Consider the following 15879-nt stretch of genomic DNA (forward strand, 5'->3'; position numbering starts at 1 on the left):
CATTCCTCAAGCGATTTAGTTACGGATCTTCACACGTTGTAGACGAAGCGCGTTAAGTACAACGGAAACCGAACTGAGCGCCATTGCTGCACCCGCTACCCATGGAGCCAAGAAACCAAGTGCTGCGATTGGAATCCCAAGGGAGTTGTATCCAAGCGCCCAGAATAGATTTTGTTTAATATTAGTCATCGTTTTACGGCTCATGTAGATGGCATCAGGAATACTGGATAGATCGCCTCGCATTAAAGTAACATCTGCAGCTTCCATAGCCACATCCGTACCCGTACCGATTGCCATCCCAATATCTGCAGTAGCTAGAGCTGGAGCATCGTTAATACCATCGCCGACCATGGCTACTATCTTTCCTTGCGCTTGTAATTTTTTCACTTCCTCCGCTTTTCCTTCTGGAAGCACTTCAGCGCGTACATGGTCAATGCCAACTTGAGCTGCGATCGCCTTTGCCGTACGTTCGTTATCTCCGGTAATCATGATGACCTGGATGCCCATTCCTTTCAACCGACTGACAGCAGCCTGAGAGGTTTCTTTAATGGTGTCCGCAACAGCTACCATACCCACGTACCCTTTATTTATAGCAACAAGCATTGCTGTTTTACCGGATTCTTCTAAAGTAGACATGATGTTATAAGCATGACTTGCCTCTACACCGTATTTGTCCATGAGACGCCGAGTACCAATTAACAGCTCTTTGCCTTCCACGACAGCTTTGACCCCAAAACCCGGTATAGCTTCAAAAGATTCTGTCCCTGGCAATTCAATATTTCTTTCCAAGATGCCTGCGACAATAGCTTCTGCAAGTGGATGTTCTGAATTCTTCTCGGCTGCACCCACCAGTCTAAGAAATTCTGTCTCGTTGCCTTCGACCAAAATATCGGTAAGCTCAGGTTTGCCCTTTGTTACTGTGCCTGTTTTATCCAAGATAATCGTATCAATTTTATGTGTTTGCTCTAAATGCTCTCCGCCTTTGAACAGGATTCCCAGTTCAGCTGCACGTCCGGAACCAGCCATAATGGAGGTTGGCGTAGCCAGACCCAAAGCACAAGGACAAGCGATAACCAGAATAGCGATTGCTTTTTCCAAAGCTCCTGCAAAATCACCCGGTGTTACGATGAAGTACCACACTAAAAATGCAATAACGGCAATCCCAACAACGATAGGAACAAAGATACCGGAGATGACGTCAGCAACCCGTTGAATAGGAGCTTTTGAACCTTGCGCTTCTTCTACCACTTTGATGATCTGCGCAAGAGCAGTTTCCTTACCTACTTTTGTTGCCTTAATTCGAAGCATACCGTTTTTATTAATCGTCGCTCCAATGACGGAATCTCCGGCTTTCTTTTCAACAGGGAGGCTTTCTCCGGTCAGCATGGATTCATCTACTGAAGAGATCCCTTCCAGAACTTCACCATCTACAGGTACTTTATTCCCTGGACGAACAAGTACTATATCACCAGTAATAACTTCCTCTACCGGAATGCTTAATTCTTCACCGTCGCGGACAACTAAAGCTGTCTTGGCTTGCAGTCCCATCAAGGATTTAATAGCTTCTGAGGTCCGTCCTTTTGCCAAGGATTCGAACAATTTCCCCATTAGAACCAGAGTAATCAATACTGCACTCGTTTCATAATACATTTCTGGTCCATGATGCGTGCTCCCACCATCGACAGCCCAAACTATGGTTAAATAAAGGCTGTAAAAAAAGGCCGCTGAGGTCCCAAGTGAAACTAGAACATCCATGTTCGCACTGCCGTTACGAAGTGCTTTATAAGCACCGATGTAAAACTGTTTACCAATATAAAATTGAACTGGTGTTGCCAAAATCAATTGGAACCATGGATTCATAAAAAGATCAGGCAGCCATATCCACGAAGTGAAGGAAAAGTGGCTCACCATCGCCCACAACAGTGGAAACGATAGAATCGCGGAGATCAGCAGCTTACGCTTTTGCTTGGATAAATCTTGTTGTCGCTGTTCCGCTGGGTCACCTTGCTCTTGTTTGGGAACAGCCTTGTATCCAAGCTTCTCCACCCGCTTCTGCATGTCAGATACAGAAACTTCAACGGGATTATATTCGACATGTGCTGTTTCCATCGCAAAGTTCACACTGGCAGTGCTTACGCCAGGCAGTTTATTCAGAGTCTTTTCAATTTTCAATGCACAAGCAGCGCATGTCATACCTACAAGCTGTAAATCTACAGCTTCTTTAGCCGTGCTATACCCTAGCTTCTGAATACTTGCTTCCATCTTACTTACGTCCACTATGTTCGGATCATAAGTCACTGTAGCCCTTTCCATTGCAAAGTTTACGTTGGCTTCACTTACACCTTCTAATTTATTCAAGCCTTTTTCAATGCGGTTCGCACAAGCAGCACAAGTCATCCCTGTGATTTGTAATGAAGTTTGCGATTGTCCCGCCGCAGCAGTAGTCATTATATAAACACCTCTTTCACTTTTGTGATGATTTCCATTGTTTGTATCATCATCTTCTTGACGCTAGTATACCCCCCTACCCTATATTTTGTCAAGCGACAAGCTATACACCAAAGCACTTAAAAAGGAGTTTTCTCAGTAACAGAAATCCTGTTTCTGAGAAAACTCCTTCATGAATCCGTCCTCTCTGAAGAGAGTCCTACTGAGTTAAGCAGCCATTTCTCGGCAAATTTTCGCACAGGCAAAACATGCTTCTGCACATTGCTGGCAATGATCATGGTCATGTTTTTTGCATTCGTTGCCACAGGCTTCACAAGCCTCTGCACAAGCTAAACATAAGGCCTTGGCATATTTACTGTTCATCGACAGGGCATGTGCAGTGAATCCGCATATTTCTGCACATTCACGATCCAGGCGAATGCACTCCTTCATCATTCCAACATGATCTTCCTCCAAGCAAGATGAGTAACAGTGATTACAAGCCACCATACATTTTAAACATTCTTCAATACACGCTTTGTAGTTTTGATGTGACATCATAAAAGCTCCTCTCAAGATGTAATTTAGTATAGTCCCCTACTCTATATATACCCAATCGTGAGCTAACTTATCATGCTCAGAGAAATTGTCCGAACTGAGCATTAGACATGCAGCTGTTTCTCAATTTCTTGACGATTGAACACAAATCCGAAGAATACCTGATTGTTAATGAAAATGGTGGGAACCAATCTTTTTCCAGTTCGATTTAATAACGTATCTGCATGGTCAGGATGATCTGCAATATTAAATTCAGTAAATGGAATATGATGCTCACTTAAGAACTTTTTAAAATTTCTGCAATCCTCACAAGTCGGTGTTGTAAATACCTCTACGTTCATATGGGTCGTCCTCCTTCAGTATATTTTCTAACAACATTAGTATACCCCCCTATACTATATATGAATCTAAATAAAAAAGGATTCCAACGAATCCTTTCTATTATCAATTATTTAATTAATTTATTGATGGTAATTAATAACTCATCTAACACTTCATTTTCACCATCTTGAATTCGTTCCACGACACAGCTCTTCATATGATGTTCTAACAAAAGCTTTCCTACGCCGTTCAAAGCAGATTGGACCGAAGAGATTTGATGCAGCACATCATCACAATAGGTGTCCTTCTCAATTAATCCCTTTAGCCCTCTTACTTGTCCTTCAATTCTATTGAGTCGGCTAACCAGGTTCTTTTTAGTCTTCTCAGAGTGATGACTTTTTCGTTCACCCGTGCTACATGATTCGTGCTCGTGCGTATGATCTTCCATGCACCAATCACTCCTTTCCATATAGTTTTATTATACTATAGCCCCCCTAATCTATTCAAAATATAAAATATAATTAGACTTTCATCACTTCATGGGATATCACCGATGTCTCAATTTGAATAGTAGTATGCTGGATTTTGAAGCGTTCCGCTATTAACTGAATGGCTTGCTGCAAAATACGTTGATCATCTTCCTGATCTTTGATTAAGAGATGGCAGCTTAGGGAATCAAGACCCGAGGTAATTGTCCAAACATGAAGATCATGAACATTTATAACGCCCTCGATACTTTCTAGAACTGCCTTTACCTCAGATGGATTCACTGTAATCGGTGTACCTTCCATAAGAACATGAACGGTATGTTTGATGATTCCCCAAGCGCCTCTAAGAATTAATAGAGCAACTAGTACGCTTATAATCGGGTCAGCAATATACCAGCCAAAAATCATCATAACTAAACCTGCAATAATAGCCCCCACCGAGCCTAAAGCATCGCCAAGCACATGAAGATAAGCGCTGCGAAGGTTAATGTTATTCTTTACATCCCCTTTTCTCATAAGAGACCAAGCACTAGCAACATTGGCTAAAAGACCTATACATGCGATCAGCATCATAGAACCACTTGCAACCGTAGGCGGCTCGAAGAATCGGCCATAAGCCTCCACGATGATAAAACCAGCAACTACAAATAAGGTGACCCCATTCAATAGTGCCGCTAGAATTTCAAACCGATGAAATCCATATGTTTTATTGGGAGATGCAGGTTTAGTTGCAAACCAGACCGCCACTAGACTTAATGCTAAGGAGCTTGCATCGTTTAGCATATGCCCACTGTCCGATAGCAGCGCTAAGCTGTTAGTGATCAGTCCGCCAAAAAACTCCAAAAACATAATTCCTACTGTAATTATTAATGCAATCATTAGTCCTTTTTTGTTTCCGCTAGGATCAAAATGATGATGACCGTGAGGCCCATGGGAATGATCATGTCCTGCATGGGAGTGATTGTGATCGCTGTGATCGTGATCGGAGTGTTGCCCGTCTACGTGCTCCATCTGATGATTGTGATTATTCTTCTTGTCCTTCATGATTTACCTCCTATTTACCTTCAGCAAGATAGTATTTGTATGCGCGCGCAGTGGTATTCAAAAGCTCCAGATCATAATAACATATGAACAAGTGCTCATATGTTATTATGATCTGGATTTTTCTTCTTGTCAATAACGAACCTAAGGGTATATCCTCTTTAGTCTTGAAAACACAAAAAAACACCTCTATACAATTTCTGTATAAAGATGTTTTAGTTTATCTTTCACTTCTTAATCTTAAAGAGAAATCGCTGCTTCTAATGCAACTTCCATCATGCTGTTGAAAGAATTTTGTCTTTCTTCTGCCGTGGTTACTGCATGAGTAACTAATGAATCTGAAATAGTAAGAATACATGCTGCTTGTTTACCTAATACTTTCGCATTATGGAACAATGCATAGCTCTCCATTTCTACACATACACAGCCATGTTCATTGTAAAATTCATTGTGGCCTGGCACGTTATCTTCATGATAGAATACATCGCTTGAATGAATTCTAGCCGTCAAAAGTGGCTTGTTAATACGTTTAGCCGCTTCTTCAATGACTTCGTTCAATTCTTTACTTGGCAGCTGCACGTCTCCTTCTACACCACTTTGCACATAGGCGTATGTAGATTCACTCCACGCACTATCCGCCAGTACCACATCAAATAAATTCAATTTATCTGTGTAGGCACCTGCACTACCGATGCGAATGATGTTTTCCACACCATAATTTTTGTATAGTTCATAAGAATAAATACCGATACTTGGCATTCCCATTCCCGAACCCATTACTGACACTTCTTTACCTTTGTAAGTGCCTGTATATCCAAACATATTCCGTACCGTATTAAATTGGGTTGGGTTCTCCAAATAGGTTTCTGCGATATACTTCGCTCTTAACGGATCTCCTGGCATTAATACTGTTTTGGCGATTTCACCATTTTGTGCTGCATTGTGCGGCGTTGACATAATTTATTCCTCCTAAGTTTGTTACTCAACTACTATCTTACTATACCATCCATGAATTTAAATATACGTTTAAAATATTCTTTTGTTTCAACAAAAAAAGAACTGATTCTCTTGCTACAATTTATTCGCAAACTCGTTAAGCTTTTGGGACATTATTTTTATTTCCTCAATAAATGCAGAAGTATGCTGAACAGATGCAGCCTGTTCTTGTCCGATCGCCGCTATCTTCTCTATCGAATTAGCCATTTGGTTCGTAATCCCCTTAATCTGTAACATGGTTTCATTTATGTTTTGAGTTGAAGAAACGGTTTCCCGTGAAAATTTCCGAATCTCCTTAGCTACGACTTCAAACCCTCTTCCCTTCTCACCTGCATGAGCTGCTTCTATTGCTGCATTCAGCCCGAGTAAATTAGTTTGGTCAGCAACCTTTTTAATAATCGATAGGACCTCTGTAGTATTCTCCACATCTCTACCAGCTTGTTGGGATTGAATAAGTAGTTGCTGAGAGTAATCCGCAAGTGAATTGGATCCATACGAAATATTATTGATTTGCTCATTAGCTTGGGTCAGTGATTCTGAGATTTGTTCTACAATAGCCTTTAATTCACTTTGTCTACGAATCTGAACTGCAATCCCGCCAATGACCTGACCGTTTTGATCATGAAGAGGTGTCGCTGTACCCGTAAACTCAAATCCATAGAAGTTGGCCGGAACATCGGACTTTAATTCTTGATTCTCTCGGATAGCTATGTAAAGCGGTTCTTCTTTGTTTAAAAGCTGTCCTTCGGTAATGTTTAAATTAATGGTATCGCCAGGAAAATAAGCAACAAACCGTTCCAAATCACATATGGCTATGGATAAATCAGCCGGAATAGATAATTTTATTATAGGTATAATCGCGATAAATTTGTCTAAAGATTCAATATTATTAATCACAGAAATATAGTCTCCATTCCAGCAAAAGGTTTCTCCAACCGTGCTAAATTCTTAATTTTGTTTGATTCATATTTGAAATATGTATTCGAGATATTCTCATAAAATCCTCCAAAAAAGTTTACAAATCCCCTTTTTTCTCCCACATCATACGGATAACATCCAAAAAAGCCCCCACTTTGTGAAAAGTGAGGGCTTTGGGTTACTTGCTTTTATTAACAGTATCGATTAGTTGCGGATCAGATAATCAAATGCACCTAAAGCTGCAGTTGCACCGGATCCCATCGAAATGATGATTTGTTTATAAGCACTATTAGTGCAATCGCCAGCAGCAAATACTCCTGGTACATTTGTAGCACCATGGCTATCTACAACGATCTCGCCAACGCGAGTACGTTCAACCATGTCACCTAACCAATCTGTGTTCGGAACCAAACCGATCTGTACAAATACACCCTGTAATTCAATATGGTGAGTTTCTTCTGTCGCACGATCGATATAAGAAATACCATCTACCTTATCAGTTCCGGTAATTTCTTTCGTTTGCACGTTCTTAAGCACAGTAACGTTAGGTAGGCTGTAGAGACGATCTTGCAGTACAGCATCTGCTTTGAGCTCTGGAGCAAATTCCAGAACCGTTACATGCTTCACTATACCCGCTAGATCAATTGCTGCCTCAATCCCTGAATTACCGCCGCCGACAACGGCAACATCTTTGCCTGCAAACAAAGGACCATCGCAGTGTGGGCAGTAGGCTACGCCTTTATTCTTGAATTCAGCTTCACCAGGCACACCCATATTGCGCCAACGAGCACCTGTCGACAGAATGACCGTCTTACTCTTTAGAACAGCACCGTTCTCGAGTTCAACTTCAATTAAATCATTCTTATCTAAACGTGTGGCACGTTGTAACTTCATCACATCAATGCCATACTCTTTCACTTGCTCTTCGAGTTTAGCCACTAGCTGAGGACCTTCAATGTAATTTACACTGATAAAGTTCTCAATGCCAAGTGTGTCGTTAACCTGTCCGCCTAAGCGTTCAGCGACAATTCCTGTGCGAATTCCTTTACGCGCTGCGTAAATTGCTGCACTTGCACCTGCTGGGCCACCGCCAACAACAAGAACATCATAAGGAGCTTTATTGTCAAACTCTGATGCGTCTACAGTACTACCCATTTTAGCTAGAATTTCTTCAACCGTCATACGACCACTTTCGAAAAATTCACCGTTAAGGTAAACGCTTGGAACAGACATAATTTCTTTGCGTTCTACCTCTTCTTTGAACACTCCGCCGTCAATCATCGTATGGGTAATCCCAGGATTGAATATACTCATTAGGTTTAGTGCTTGTACAACATCAGGGCAATTGTGACAGCTTAGGCTGACATAAGTTTCAAACTTATATTCGCCATTAATGCTTTTGATCTGATCAATAACACTTTGCTCAACCTTAGGCGCTCTTCCGCTAACTTGCAATAGAGCCAACACTAATGAAGTAAACTCATGTCCTAGCGGAGTTCCAGCAAAGGTTACGCCCGTATCTTCACCCACACGATTTACGCTAAAGCTTGGGGTTCTAGGCAGTTCGGTTTTTTCTACCGTTATCCTAGCTGACATTTTGGCAATTTCATCAACCAGCGCTTCCATCTCTTGAGATGCTTCGTCAGAGCCTGCACTGATTTTCAGTACTACGTCGCCTTCCAAGAGTTCTAGGTATTGAGCTAGTTGAGCTTTTATTTCTTGATCTAATTTCATTTAGCTTTCGCTCCTTAAATCTTACCTACAAGATCGAGACTTGGTTTAAGAGTTTCTGCACCTTCGGACCATTTCGCTGGGCAAACTTCACCTGGATGATTGCGTACATATTGTGCTGCTTTGATTTTGTTAACAAGTGCACTAGCATCGCGACCAATACCACCAGCATTAATTTCAACGGTTTGGATAATACCGTCTGGATCAATGATGAATGTACCACGATCAGCAAGACCGTCAGCTTCGATCAGAACATCAAAGTTACGGGAAATCACATGAGAAGGATCGCCGATCATAATGTATTTTACCTTGCCAATAGCTGCAGAGCTTTCATGCCATGCTTTATGTGTAAAGTGAGTATCTGTGGAAACGGAATATACTTCAACACCCAATTGTTTTAGGGTTTCATATTGGTTTTGCAGATCTTCAAGTTCAGTTGGGCATACGAATGTAAAGTCAGCTGGGTAGAAGCAAACTACACTCCATTTACCTTTAAAGTTTTCTTCTGATACATCGATGAATTTCCCATCTTGAAATGCGCTTGCTTTGAATGGTAGGACTTCTGTTCCGATAAGTGACATATTATTTAAATCTCCTTTAAGTTTTATTTTTTGTGGATACAATATTCAAATCTGCAAACATCACATATCTGAATACTATTTGTAATTATTATAATTAACCAAATTAAGGCCTGTCAAGTTATTTATAATAATTCTAATATGATAATCGTTGTCAGTCGCTAAATGTTCATAAATTATCATACTTATGAACTAGTATGGGTTAGTTTACATGTTTTATGTAGGGCAATTTCTACAATTCGAAGTCATCTGCTATTAAATTGATAATATTTAAAGATTCTCTCGCTACCTTTGGGTTAGAATATCGATTTCCATTATATGTGATTAATGCTTTCCATAAAGCCCATCCTCTTGCTCTATTCCAAGTCTCTTCATCCATCTGTAATACACCCTTGAATACCTTTCTACTATCCTCATCAAAAAAGGTCCATGCCATTGCCGCATCACAAGCAGGATCGCCTACACCCAAGATTCCGAAATCAATGACTGCACACAGCTTTCCATCTTTGACTAGTAAATTCCCTGGCGCAATATCTCCATGAACCCAAACCGGCTTGGAATTCCATTTAGAATCTAATGCTAATTCCCAGATTTCTCTCAATAGATCTTCTTTAAAAATATCTTTATTATGCTCAATCGCATGTCTAGACTCTTCATCATATACCGCTAAAGATCCACCTCTATAGAAATTATGTTCTCCTGCTAAAGGCCCCCTACTAGCATCAATAGATTGTAATTCAATTAAAAATGCTCCCAAATCTCTTGCAAACTGGTTAAGATCATTAATATTTTGGTGCGTTAATGTCTCACCCTCTACCCACTTATTGATAGACCACGGCAATGGATATTCTTCGTTAGGCTCCCCTTTGACTAATGGTATTTGAATAGGTAACGTGAGTTCTTTACTTAATATGGGCAACCATCGTTGCTCTTTCTCTACTTGTGGAGCATAAGCTGCAGCACTTGGCAACCTCACACTCATATGCTCACCTAAATGAAACGTTCGATTATCATTCCCGCTGAATTTTACTGGTCTAATCTCTAAATCGGACCACGCGGGAAATTGTTCATTAATTAATCTTGCAACTAAATCTACGGTAATTGTATTCAATGTTTATCTCTCCAAACAAAAGTTATTTGTCACCTATCATAAAAAATATCGCTGAACAGCCCATATTCAACTTCGCTGTCATTATTGTAAAATACTTCCGTATATTTGTTTGTGACATAAGCTATCGTTAGTATTTACATATTGGATATACAGTAAAGATAATTTATATAGCCCAAGTTCTACTCAAAGGAGAATTCAGCTTATGAAAGTTGATAGTCTTATCGGTGAAATCAAGCGAGCCTATCAAATAAATATAGAGAATATCGAACTTCATCGAGAAATGATCGGTAAAGTATATTACTTACAGAATCAAGAACAAAAGTATATGTTTAAAATATACCGTAACTTTAAATCGGATGACGCCTTGCAGACGGTTCAGATCTTAGATTATTTAAAAGCAAATTCATATCCAGCAGTATCTGTGGTTAGAACTGTCGAAAATGATAGCCATATTATGCTTAGTAATCAGTTTGGTAGCTGCGTAGGTATATTATACGATTATGTCGAAGGCGCAATGCCCGAGGTTAAGCTTGAGGCCGAGAGTATCGGAAATCAGATTGCAGAACTCCATAACCTAATGAAACTATATCCCAATAAACTTATTAACAGGACGAAAGTCGATTACATCGATGGCTATATCTCCAATATGAAAGAACTCCATTTTGATCCAGAAAAAATTCTAGAACTTAATCAATACGGTAATGAATTATGGGAACGCATCACTAGGCTCCCAAAAAACTTTTCTCACGGTGACCTTCATACGGGAAATATGATCAGAAACGAGCATGGCGAATATGTTCTCTTTGACTTTGACGACGCTTCAGGTGATTATCCGAGTATGGATGTTGCATATATGTGTGATGATACCCATTTTAATGAATTTCATGAATCGATGTATGATCAAACCTTACGTTTATACGAACGCTTTTATAAAGGATATAGTAAAATACGTACACTGAGCGACCAAGAGATTCTTACGATTTTCGATTTTATTGCGATCAGACATTTTCAAATTATCTCAAGAATAGTACAGTGCCAAGGATTACAATGTATATCTAAAGAATTTTGCGATCAACAATATCACTGGCTTATGAAGTGGCAGGAAGTTTGCATTAAACATTGATACTTCTATTCGGTTCATAAATACCTCGCTAACATAAGTTTTACTAGCCATTTCCATAAGAGACATCTAATATTATGTTAGCTTTACTAGTGTCTGTATGCAAACTATGCAATTAGATCAGCCACAAAAGGGACAAGCTAAGCAAGTTGAGATCTTAATATGATTACGAGGAAGAAGGGTGTTCCTTAATGACTAATAGTAAAACGAATCCTAAGGTGGACGGATTTCTAAGGAAAGTAAAACAGTGGCAGGAAGAATACGAGACGTTGAGAAATATCGTTCTTGACTGTGAGCTGACCGAAGACTTTAAATGGATGCATCCTTGTTACACGTTTGAGAACAAAAACATAGTCTTAATCCATGGATTTAAAGAATATATTGCACTGCTATTTCATAAAGGTGTCTTATTAAAGGATACCCATGGAATTCTGATTCAACAAACGGAGAATGTACAAGCTGCACGCCAGATCCGGTTCACCAATGTTCAAGAAATCCTTGAAAAAGAAAGCATCATAAAAGAATATATTTATGAAGCCATCGAGGTTGAAAAAGCTGGTTTGGAAGTGGAATTCAAAAAGAATACAGATTTCATCATTCCTGATGAATTTCAAACTAAACTTGATGAAATGCCTGCCTTGAAAAATGCTTTTGAAGCCTTGACGCCCGGGCGGCAAAGAGCATACCTTCATCATTTTTCTGAACCCAAGCAATCCAAAACTCGAGTATCTAGGGTTGAAAAATGGATGCCGCAAATTCTGGATGGAAAAGGATTAAATGATTAAGTTGTATATGAAGAAGCAACCTTAAATCGGTGAACAATCCGAACTGAGGTTGCTTCTTCTCTTTTTACTAAAAGACTTTATACTACTTCAGGTAGGTTCCGGTTACTCCAATTCCACCGCTACCGTTCAATACATACACTCTAGCGTTTCCTTTTCCAGAGCATACCAGAGTGATTGTACCGTTAGTAACGTTTTTGGTATCGCCAGTCACCGCATCCACGTAAGTTCCGTTCGGAATTCCGGTAAATGTCGCATTTCCTGAGATCGTAACTAACGCAAAGCTATCAATACCTTTAGCGCTATCGGTATATCTTCTTTTAAATGCCAAATCACCGGATACATTTTCTGTGGAATACTGGCCTTTTTGCAAGGCTGGAACAGCTCTTCTGATTAAATTGAGTTGTCTAATATGTTTTGCCAAAGGATAGTTTAATGAATCGGCAAGTGTGCCAGTAGCATTTGTATACTTACCGTAGTCCTGAACAGTAACGCTACCCTCAATTTGATCTCCAAAGTAAGCACGCCCTGTTGAGCTAAGTGGTGCATTCGGGCCTACATCGATGACTGATCCTTTTTTAAACTCGATTTCAGAACCGTAATAGATCGCAGGTATTCCCCGGAAAGTGAACATCAGCGAGAGATTCTCAGCCCAAGTGTCTTGTGTCCCTGCAAATCGTTGATTCTCTGGGGCTTGGTCAGGTGCATAGTCATGAGAGTCAACATAAGTTACATTCCAAGTAGCATCGTTATAATATTGATCACCGCTCTTCATACTGAATGCTTCCTGTGCAGTCTTGAATGCCCAATGCATCGGGAAATCAATAACATCCATACCCGATTTCATCGAATAGTCAGGCGCGTGATAATTATTGCCTATTAAAAAAGCATTGTTCGAGGTTGGCTGCCCTGCTGTAGTAGAGTTATCTGCCCACTCTTGTTCCACTGACAGCTTGTTGGAAGCGTAGTCATTTTGTCCATCACCCGGATAGGCTTTCGAGCTTTTCCATGTATAGAATGGAGTCGATATTGCCGGAATTCCACTATTCCATACATCTCTGTACCGAGTAGCCACTTCACCAAAGACAAAGAAGTTTGAGCCCCCTCTTGTTTTCCAAGCAGGAACAAAGTATTTGTTAAAAATATACCGACTTACATGCTTCACAGTATCGACCCGGAAAGCATCAACACCCATATCAATATACTGATTATAGCTGTCAATTAGATACTGATTCACTACAGGATTTTCCGTATTCAAGTCCACAGCGTCTCCTGCAATCTGTCCTGTCTGTACGGTGTAAGATTCCCAGGAAAGACTTTTTTCGGTATGATACATGTTATTGTTGGTTTCCGCATTTTTCATGATTGCGAGTCTGGCCTGATATTGCTGATCAGGGGTCATCGTATCATAGTTAGCTGGCAGTTTATCCGTAATTTTAAGCATGTTATTTACGGTGTCCGCTGCAGTCGGATCTTTTTTGAACATAGGCAACAGATTCTCTTCCCCAAAATTACCAGTATGATTCACAACAACATCCTGAATAACCTTTATCCCTTTGGCATGAGCTGCATTAATCAATTCCTGATAAGAGGCTCCCGCTGACTCATATCTTGGATCTACTTTGGAAAAGTTAATCGCATGGTAGCCATGATAATCATACCCGCTGGCATTCTGCACCACTGGCGTAATCCAAATAGCACTGAATCCGAGCGCTTTGATGTAATCGAGCTTTTGAATCAGTCCCTTAAAGTCACCTCTCCAAGCTGGGTCTGAATCCGGATTTCCTGCTTTAGCATCCTCCCATGAATGTACATTGTTACTCGGATCACCATCATAGAATCGTGAAGTAATTACGAAATAAATGGTGTCTTCGCGGAAATCGCCTTTATTTCCAATCGTATAGACAAAGCTCTGTTTCGTTTCATTTCCGGCACCATCAACCACCAGGAATTTCAGTGTCGTCGTCTTATTAATAAGAATGGACGGTCCAGCCAGAGCAGTTAAAGCATTGCCCGAGATATAGAGATTTGAACTGGTAGTTGGTTCCGTCCCATTATCTGTGTAATATGCGGTGGTCGTTGCTGCTTTGTTATCTTTTATATTAAAAGAGACGGTAACCGCAGAGCTTGAATTCCCAACAGGTAAATTCGCGGTTATCGTTGGGGCATGCAGGTCGAGATTTAGGTCAATGGCATAAGCAAAAGTGCCTACACTGCCTGCTTGACCTAAGGAGTTAACACCAAAAGCCTTGATAGTCGTAGTAGAAGCTACTTGGATTGGAGCCGTGTATAAGGTAGAAGATGTCGTTGGTGTCGACCCGTCTGTCGTATAGTAGATTTTATCGCCAGTATTGATACTGGAGAGCTTCACAGTTTGGGCAGAATCATATGTCTTCGGCGTAGGAGAGACTGAAATCACGGGGATCTTCGGAATTTCTGGATTAGCGTCATACCACACATTATCCGAGGAATACCAGCCCTCTTTTATACTGCGGGATAAGTCGGCGGTCTGTTTGCCGTTGCCATCATTAAAGATAAGGCTTGTGCCGGTGGCGTTGGCAATAGTATAGCTGTACCAGTCGTTTCCGTCCGATTTCATCAGAATTCCTGGCCAAGCTCCGCTTGTTGGAACTGTTGTCGGACTCAGCTTCCAGTAATGGATTCGGATCGTTGAGCTCCAGTTTGCTGGTTTCTTAAAATGAACCGTTAAGCCAGCCGAAGTTGGCGTTGGTGTAGGTGTTACGGTTGGTGTTGGTGTAGGAGTCACTATTGGTGTTGGCGTTACGGTTGGTGTTGGTGTAGGCGTCACTGTTGGCGTTGGTGTTACGGTTGGTGTTGGTGTAGGCGTCACTGTTGGCGTTGGTGTTACGGTTGGTGTTGGCGTAGGCGTCACTGTTGGTGTTGGTGTTGGTGTTGCGGTAGGCGTTGGCGTTGCTGTGGCTGAAATAGTTAGATAGTCGATATTGATATTCCCAGTATCATCCGAGTCATATTTGTAAGCGATCGTATTATTTCCTGCCTGTAAGGAGAGCGTTTCTGTTTGGTCCCCCCATGCATCCCAGTTTGCCAAGTTCGCTAAAGTGGTCTGCTTTACCTTTGCTCCATTCACATAAATGGAAACTTGCTTGGCACTGCCAGTCGCATTGGCGTAGCGAAGCGTGGCATTATAGGCGCCTGCAGCGGAAGAATGAACATTGAAGGTGGTGGTTGCTCCTGTGGTTGTGTATCCATCAACAAAACCGGTGCCGGTATATCCGGTGTGATTCGTATTTATTTTTGCGCCACCTGACAAGGCTGCGCTCTCAGCTTCATACTTCCCAGCAACCGGAATAACTACCGTCCAGTTCTTCCCTCCGTTGCTGTCCCAGCTATCCGTCGGGGCTGTGATGTGATAACAATAAATGAGTGTTGCGCCCTCCTGCACATTGAGGTTGGCCGTAAACGTGGTCCCACTTTTAGACATGACTGTGTCCGTAGTATTCGTCCAATTATTCGTAGTCCAATGCAGTGTCACAGAAGATGCTGTGGTGTTCGTATAGGAGACTGTATAATCAGTGTTGCTGGCTGAAGCCCCGCCCGATAAACCGAATAAACTAAAGATTAGCGAAAAAATGATCAACCAAGAAACAAACCGCCTAGATTGTTTTCGTACCAATTAAATAACCTCCTCATTAATTTTAAGTGCAAATTACGTTGTGCAAACGTTTGCAAAAATGAGAAAAAAAGAAACAATCTAACTTATCCAATCTCCTCCTTCATAGAAAATATGGAAAAACCTCATTGTATGCGTTTACAAATAGAACTATTG

Annotated in this window: 13 protein-coding genes; 2 read left to right on the forward strand and 11 right to left on the reverse strand. The window is 40.9% G+C overall.

Annotation, left to right across the window (positions count from 1 at the left end; genetic code table 11):
* Window positions 1–15 precede the first annotated feature (15 nt).
* The 10 genes from MKY99_RS26855 to MKY99_RS26900 all read right to left on the reverse strand — a co-directional run bounded on the left by MKY99_RS26855 (window position 16) and on the right by MKY99_RS26900 (window position 10169).
* Window positions 16–2448, reverse strand: a complete 2433-nt coding sequence (locus tag MKY99_RS26855; RefSeq protein ID WP_339267306.1) for a heavy metal translocating P-type ATPase — start codon at window positions 2446–2448, stop codon at window positions 16–18.
* Window positions 2449–2655: 207 nt separating this feature from the next.
* Window positions 2656–2985 (reverse strand): four-helix bundle copper-binding protein, encoded by a 330-nt coding sequence (locus MKY99_RS26860; protein ID WP_042192011.1) that lies wholly within the window; start codon window positions 2983–2985, stop codon window positions 2656–2658.
* Between the two features lie 104 nt (window positions 2986–3089).
* Window positions 3090–3326, reverse strand: a complete 237-nt coding sequence (locus MKY99_RS26865) for a glutaredoxin family protein (protein ID WP_339267307.1) — start codon at window positions 3324–3326, stop codon at window positions 3090–3092.
* A 107-nt stretch (window positions 3327–3433) separates the two neighbouring features.
* Entirely contained in the window at window positions 3434–3754 is a 321-nt protein-coding gene (locus MKY99_RS26870) for a metal-sensitive transcriptional regulator (RefSeq protein WP_042131123.1), read from the reverse strand.
* Between the two features lie 73 nt (window positions 3755–3827).
* Complete coding sequence (locus MKY99_RS26875; protein ID WP_339271802.1) at window positions 3828–4805, reverse strand: cation diffusion facilitator family transporter; 978 nt, start codon at window positions 4803–4805, stop codon at window positions 3828–3830.
* Between the two features lie 270 nt (window positions 4806–5075).
* Window positions 5076–5792 carry a purine-nucleoside phosphorylase gene (gene deoD / locus MKY99_RS26880; RefSeq protein WP_149644832.1) on the reverse strand — a complete coding sequence of 239 codons (717 nt, stop codon included), beginning with the start codon at window positions 5790–5792 and terminating at the stop codon, window positions 5076–5078.
* A gap of 114 nt (window positions 5793–5906) precedes the next feature.
* Window positions 5907–6728 carry a methyl-accepting chemotaxis protein gene (locus MKY99_RS26885; protein ID WP_339267308.1) on the reverse strand — a complete coding sequence of 274 codons (822 nt, stop codon included), beginning with the start codon at window positions 6726–6728 and terminating at the stop codon, window positions 5907–5909.
* Between the two features lie 225 nt (window positions 6729–6953).
* Window positions 6954–8483 carry an alkyl hydroperoxide reductase subunit F gene (gene ahpF / locus MKY99_RS26890; protein ID WP_042192017.1) on the reverse strand — a complete coding sequence of 510 codons (1530 nt, stop codon included), beginning with the start codon at window positions 8481–8483 and terminating at the stop codon, window positions 6954–6956.
* Window positions 8484–8497: 14 nt separating this feature from the next.
* A complete protein-coding gene (ahpC, locus tag MKY99_RS26895) occupies window positions 8498–9061 on the reverse strand; it encodes an alkyl hydroperoxide reductase subunit C (protein WP_042192019.1) in 564 nt (187 codons plus the stop codon).
* 229 nt (window positions 9062–9290) lie between these two features.
* The gene (locus MKY99_RS26900; RefSeq protein WP_339267311.1) at window positions 9291–10169 is read right to left on the reverse strand and encodes an aminoglycoside phosphotransferase family protein; all 879 of its coding nucleotides are present in this window, start codon (window positions 10167–10169) and stop codon (window positions 9291–9293) included.
* A gap of 202 nt (window positions 10170–10371) precedes the next feature.
* Between MKY99_RS26900 and MKY99_RS26905 the strand changes: the two genes are divergently transcribed.
* On the forward strand, window positions 10372–11292 hold the full coding sequence (locus MKY99_RS26905) for a phosphotransferase (RefSeq protein WP_339267313.1): 921 nt from the start codon (window positions 10372–10374) through the stop codon (window positions 11290–11292).
* Between the two features lie 188 nt (window positions 11293–11480).
* Window positions 11481–12074 (forward strand): YdeI family protein, encoded by a 594-nt coding sequence (locus tag MKY99_RS26910; protein ID WP_339267314.1) that lies wholly within the window; start codon window positions 11481–11483, stop codon window positions 12072–12074.
* Between the two features lie 82 nt (window positions 12075–12156).
* Here the strand turns inward: MKY99_RS26910 and MKY99_RS26915 are convergent, their stop codons facing one another.
* On the reverse strand, window positions 12157–15726 hold the full coding sequence (locus tag MKY99_RS26915) for an alpha-amylase family glycosyl hydrolase (protein WP_339267316.1): 3570 nt from the start codon (window positions 15724–15726) through the stop codon (window positions 12157–12159).
* Window positions 15727–15879: the final 153 nt, after the last annotated feature.

It is taken from the genome of Paenibacillus sp. FSL R5-0470, assembly GCF_037975205.1.
Taxonomy (GTDB): Bacteria; Bacillota; Bacilli; order Paenibacillales; family Paenibacillaceae; genus Paenibacillus_AQ.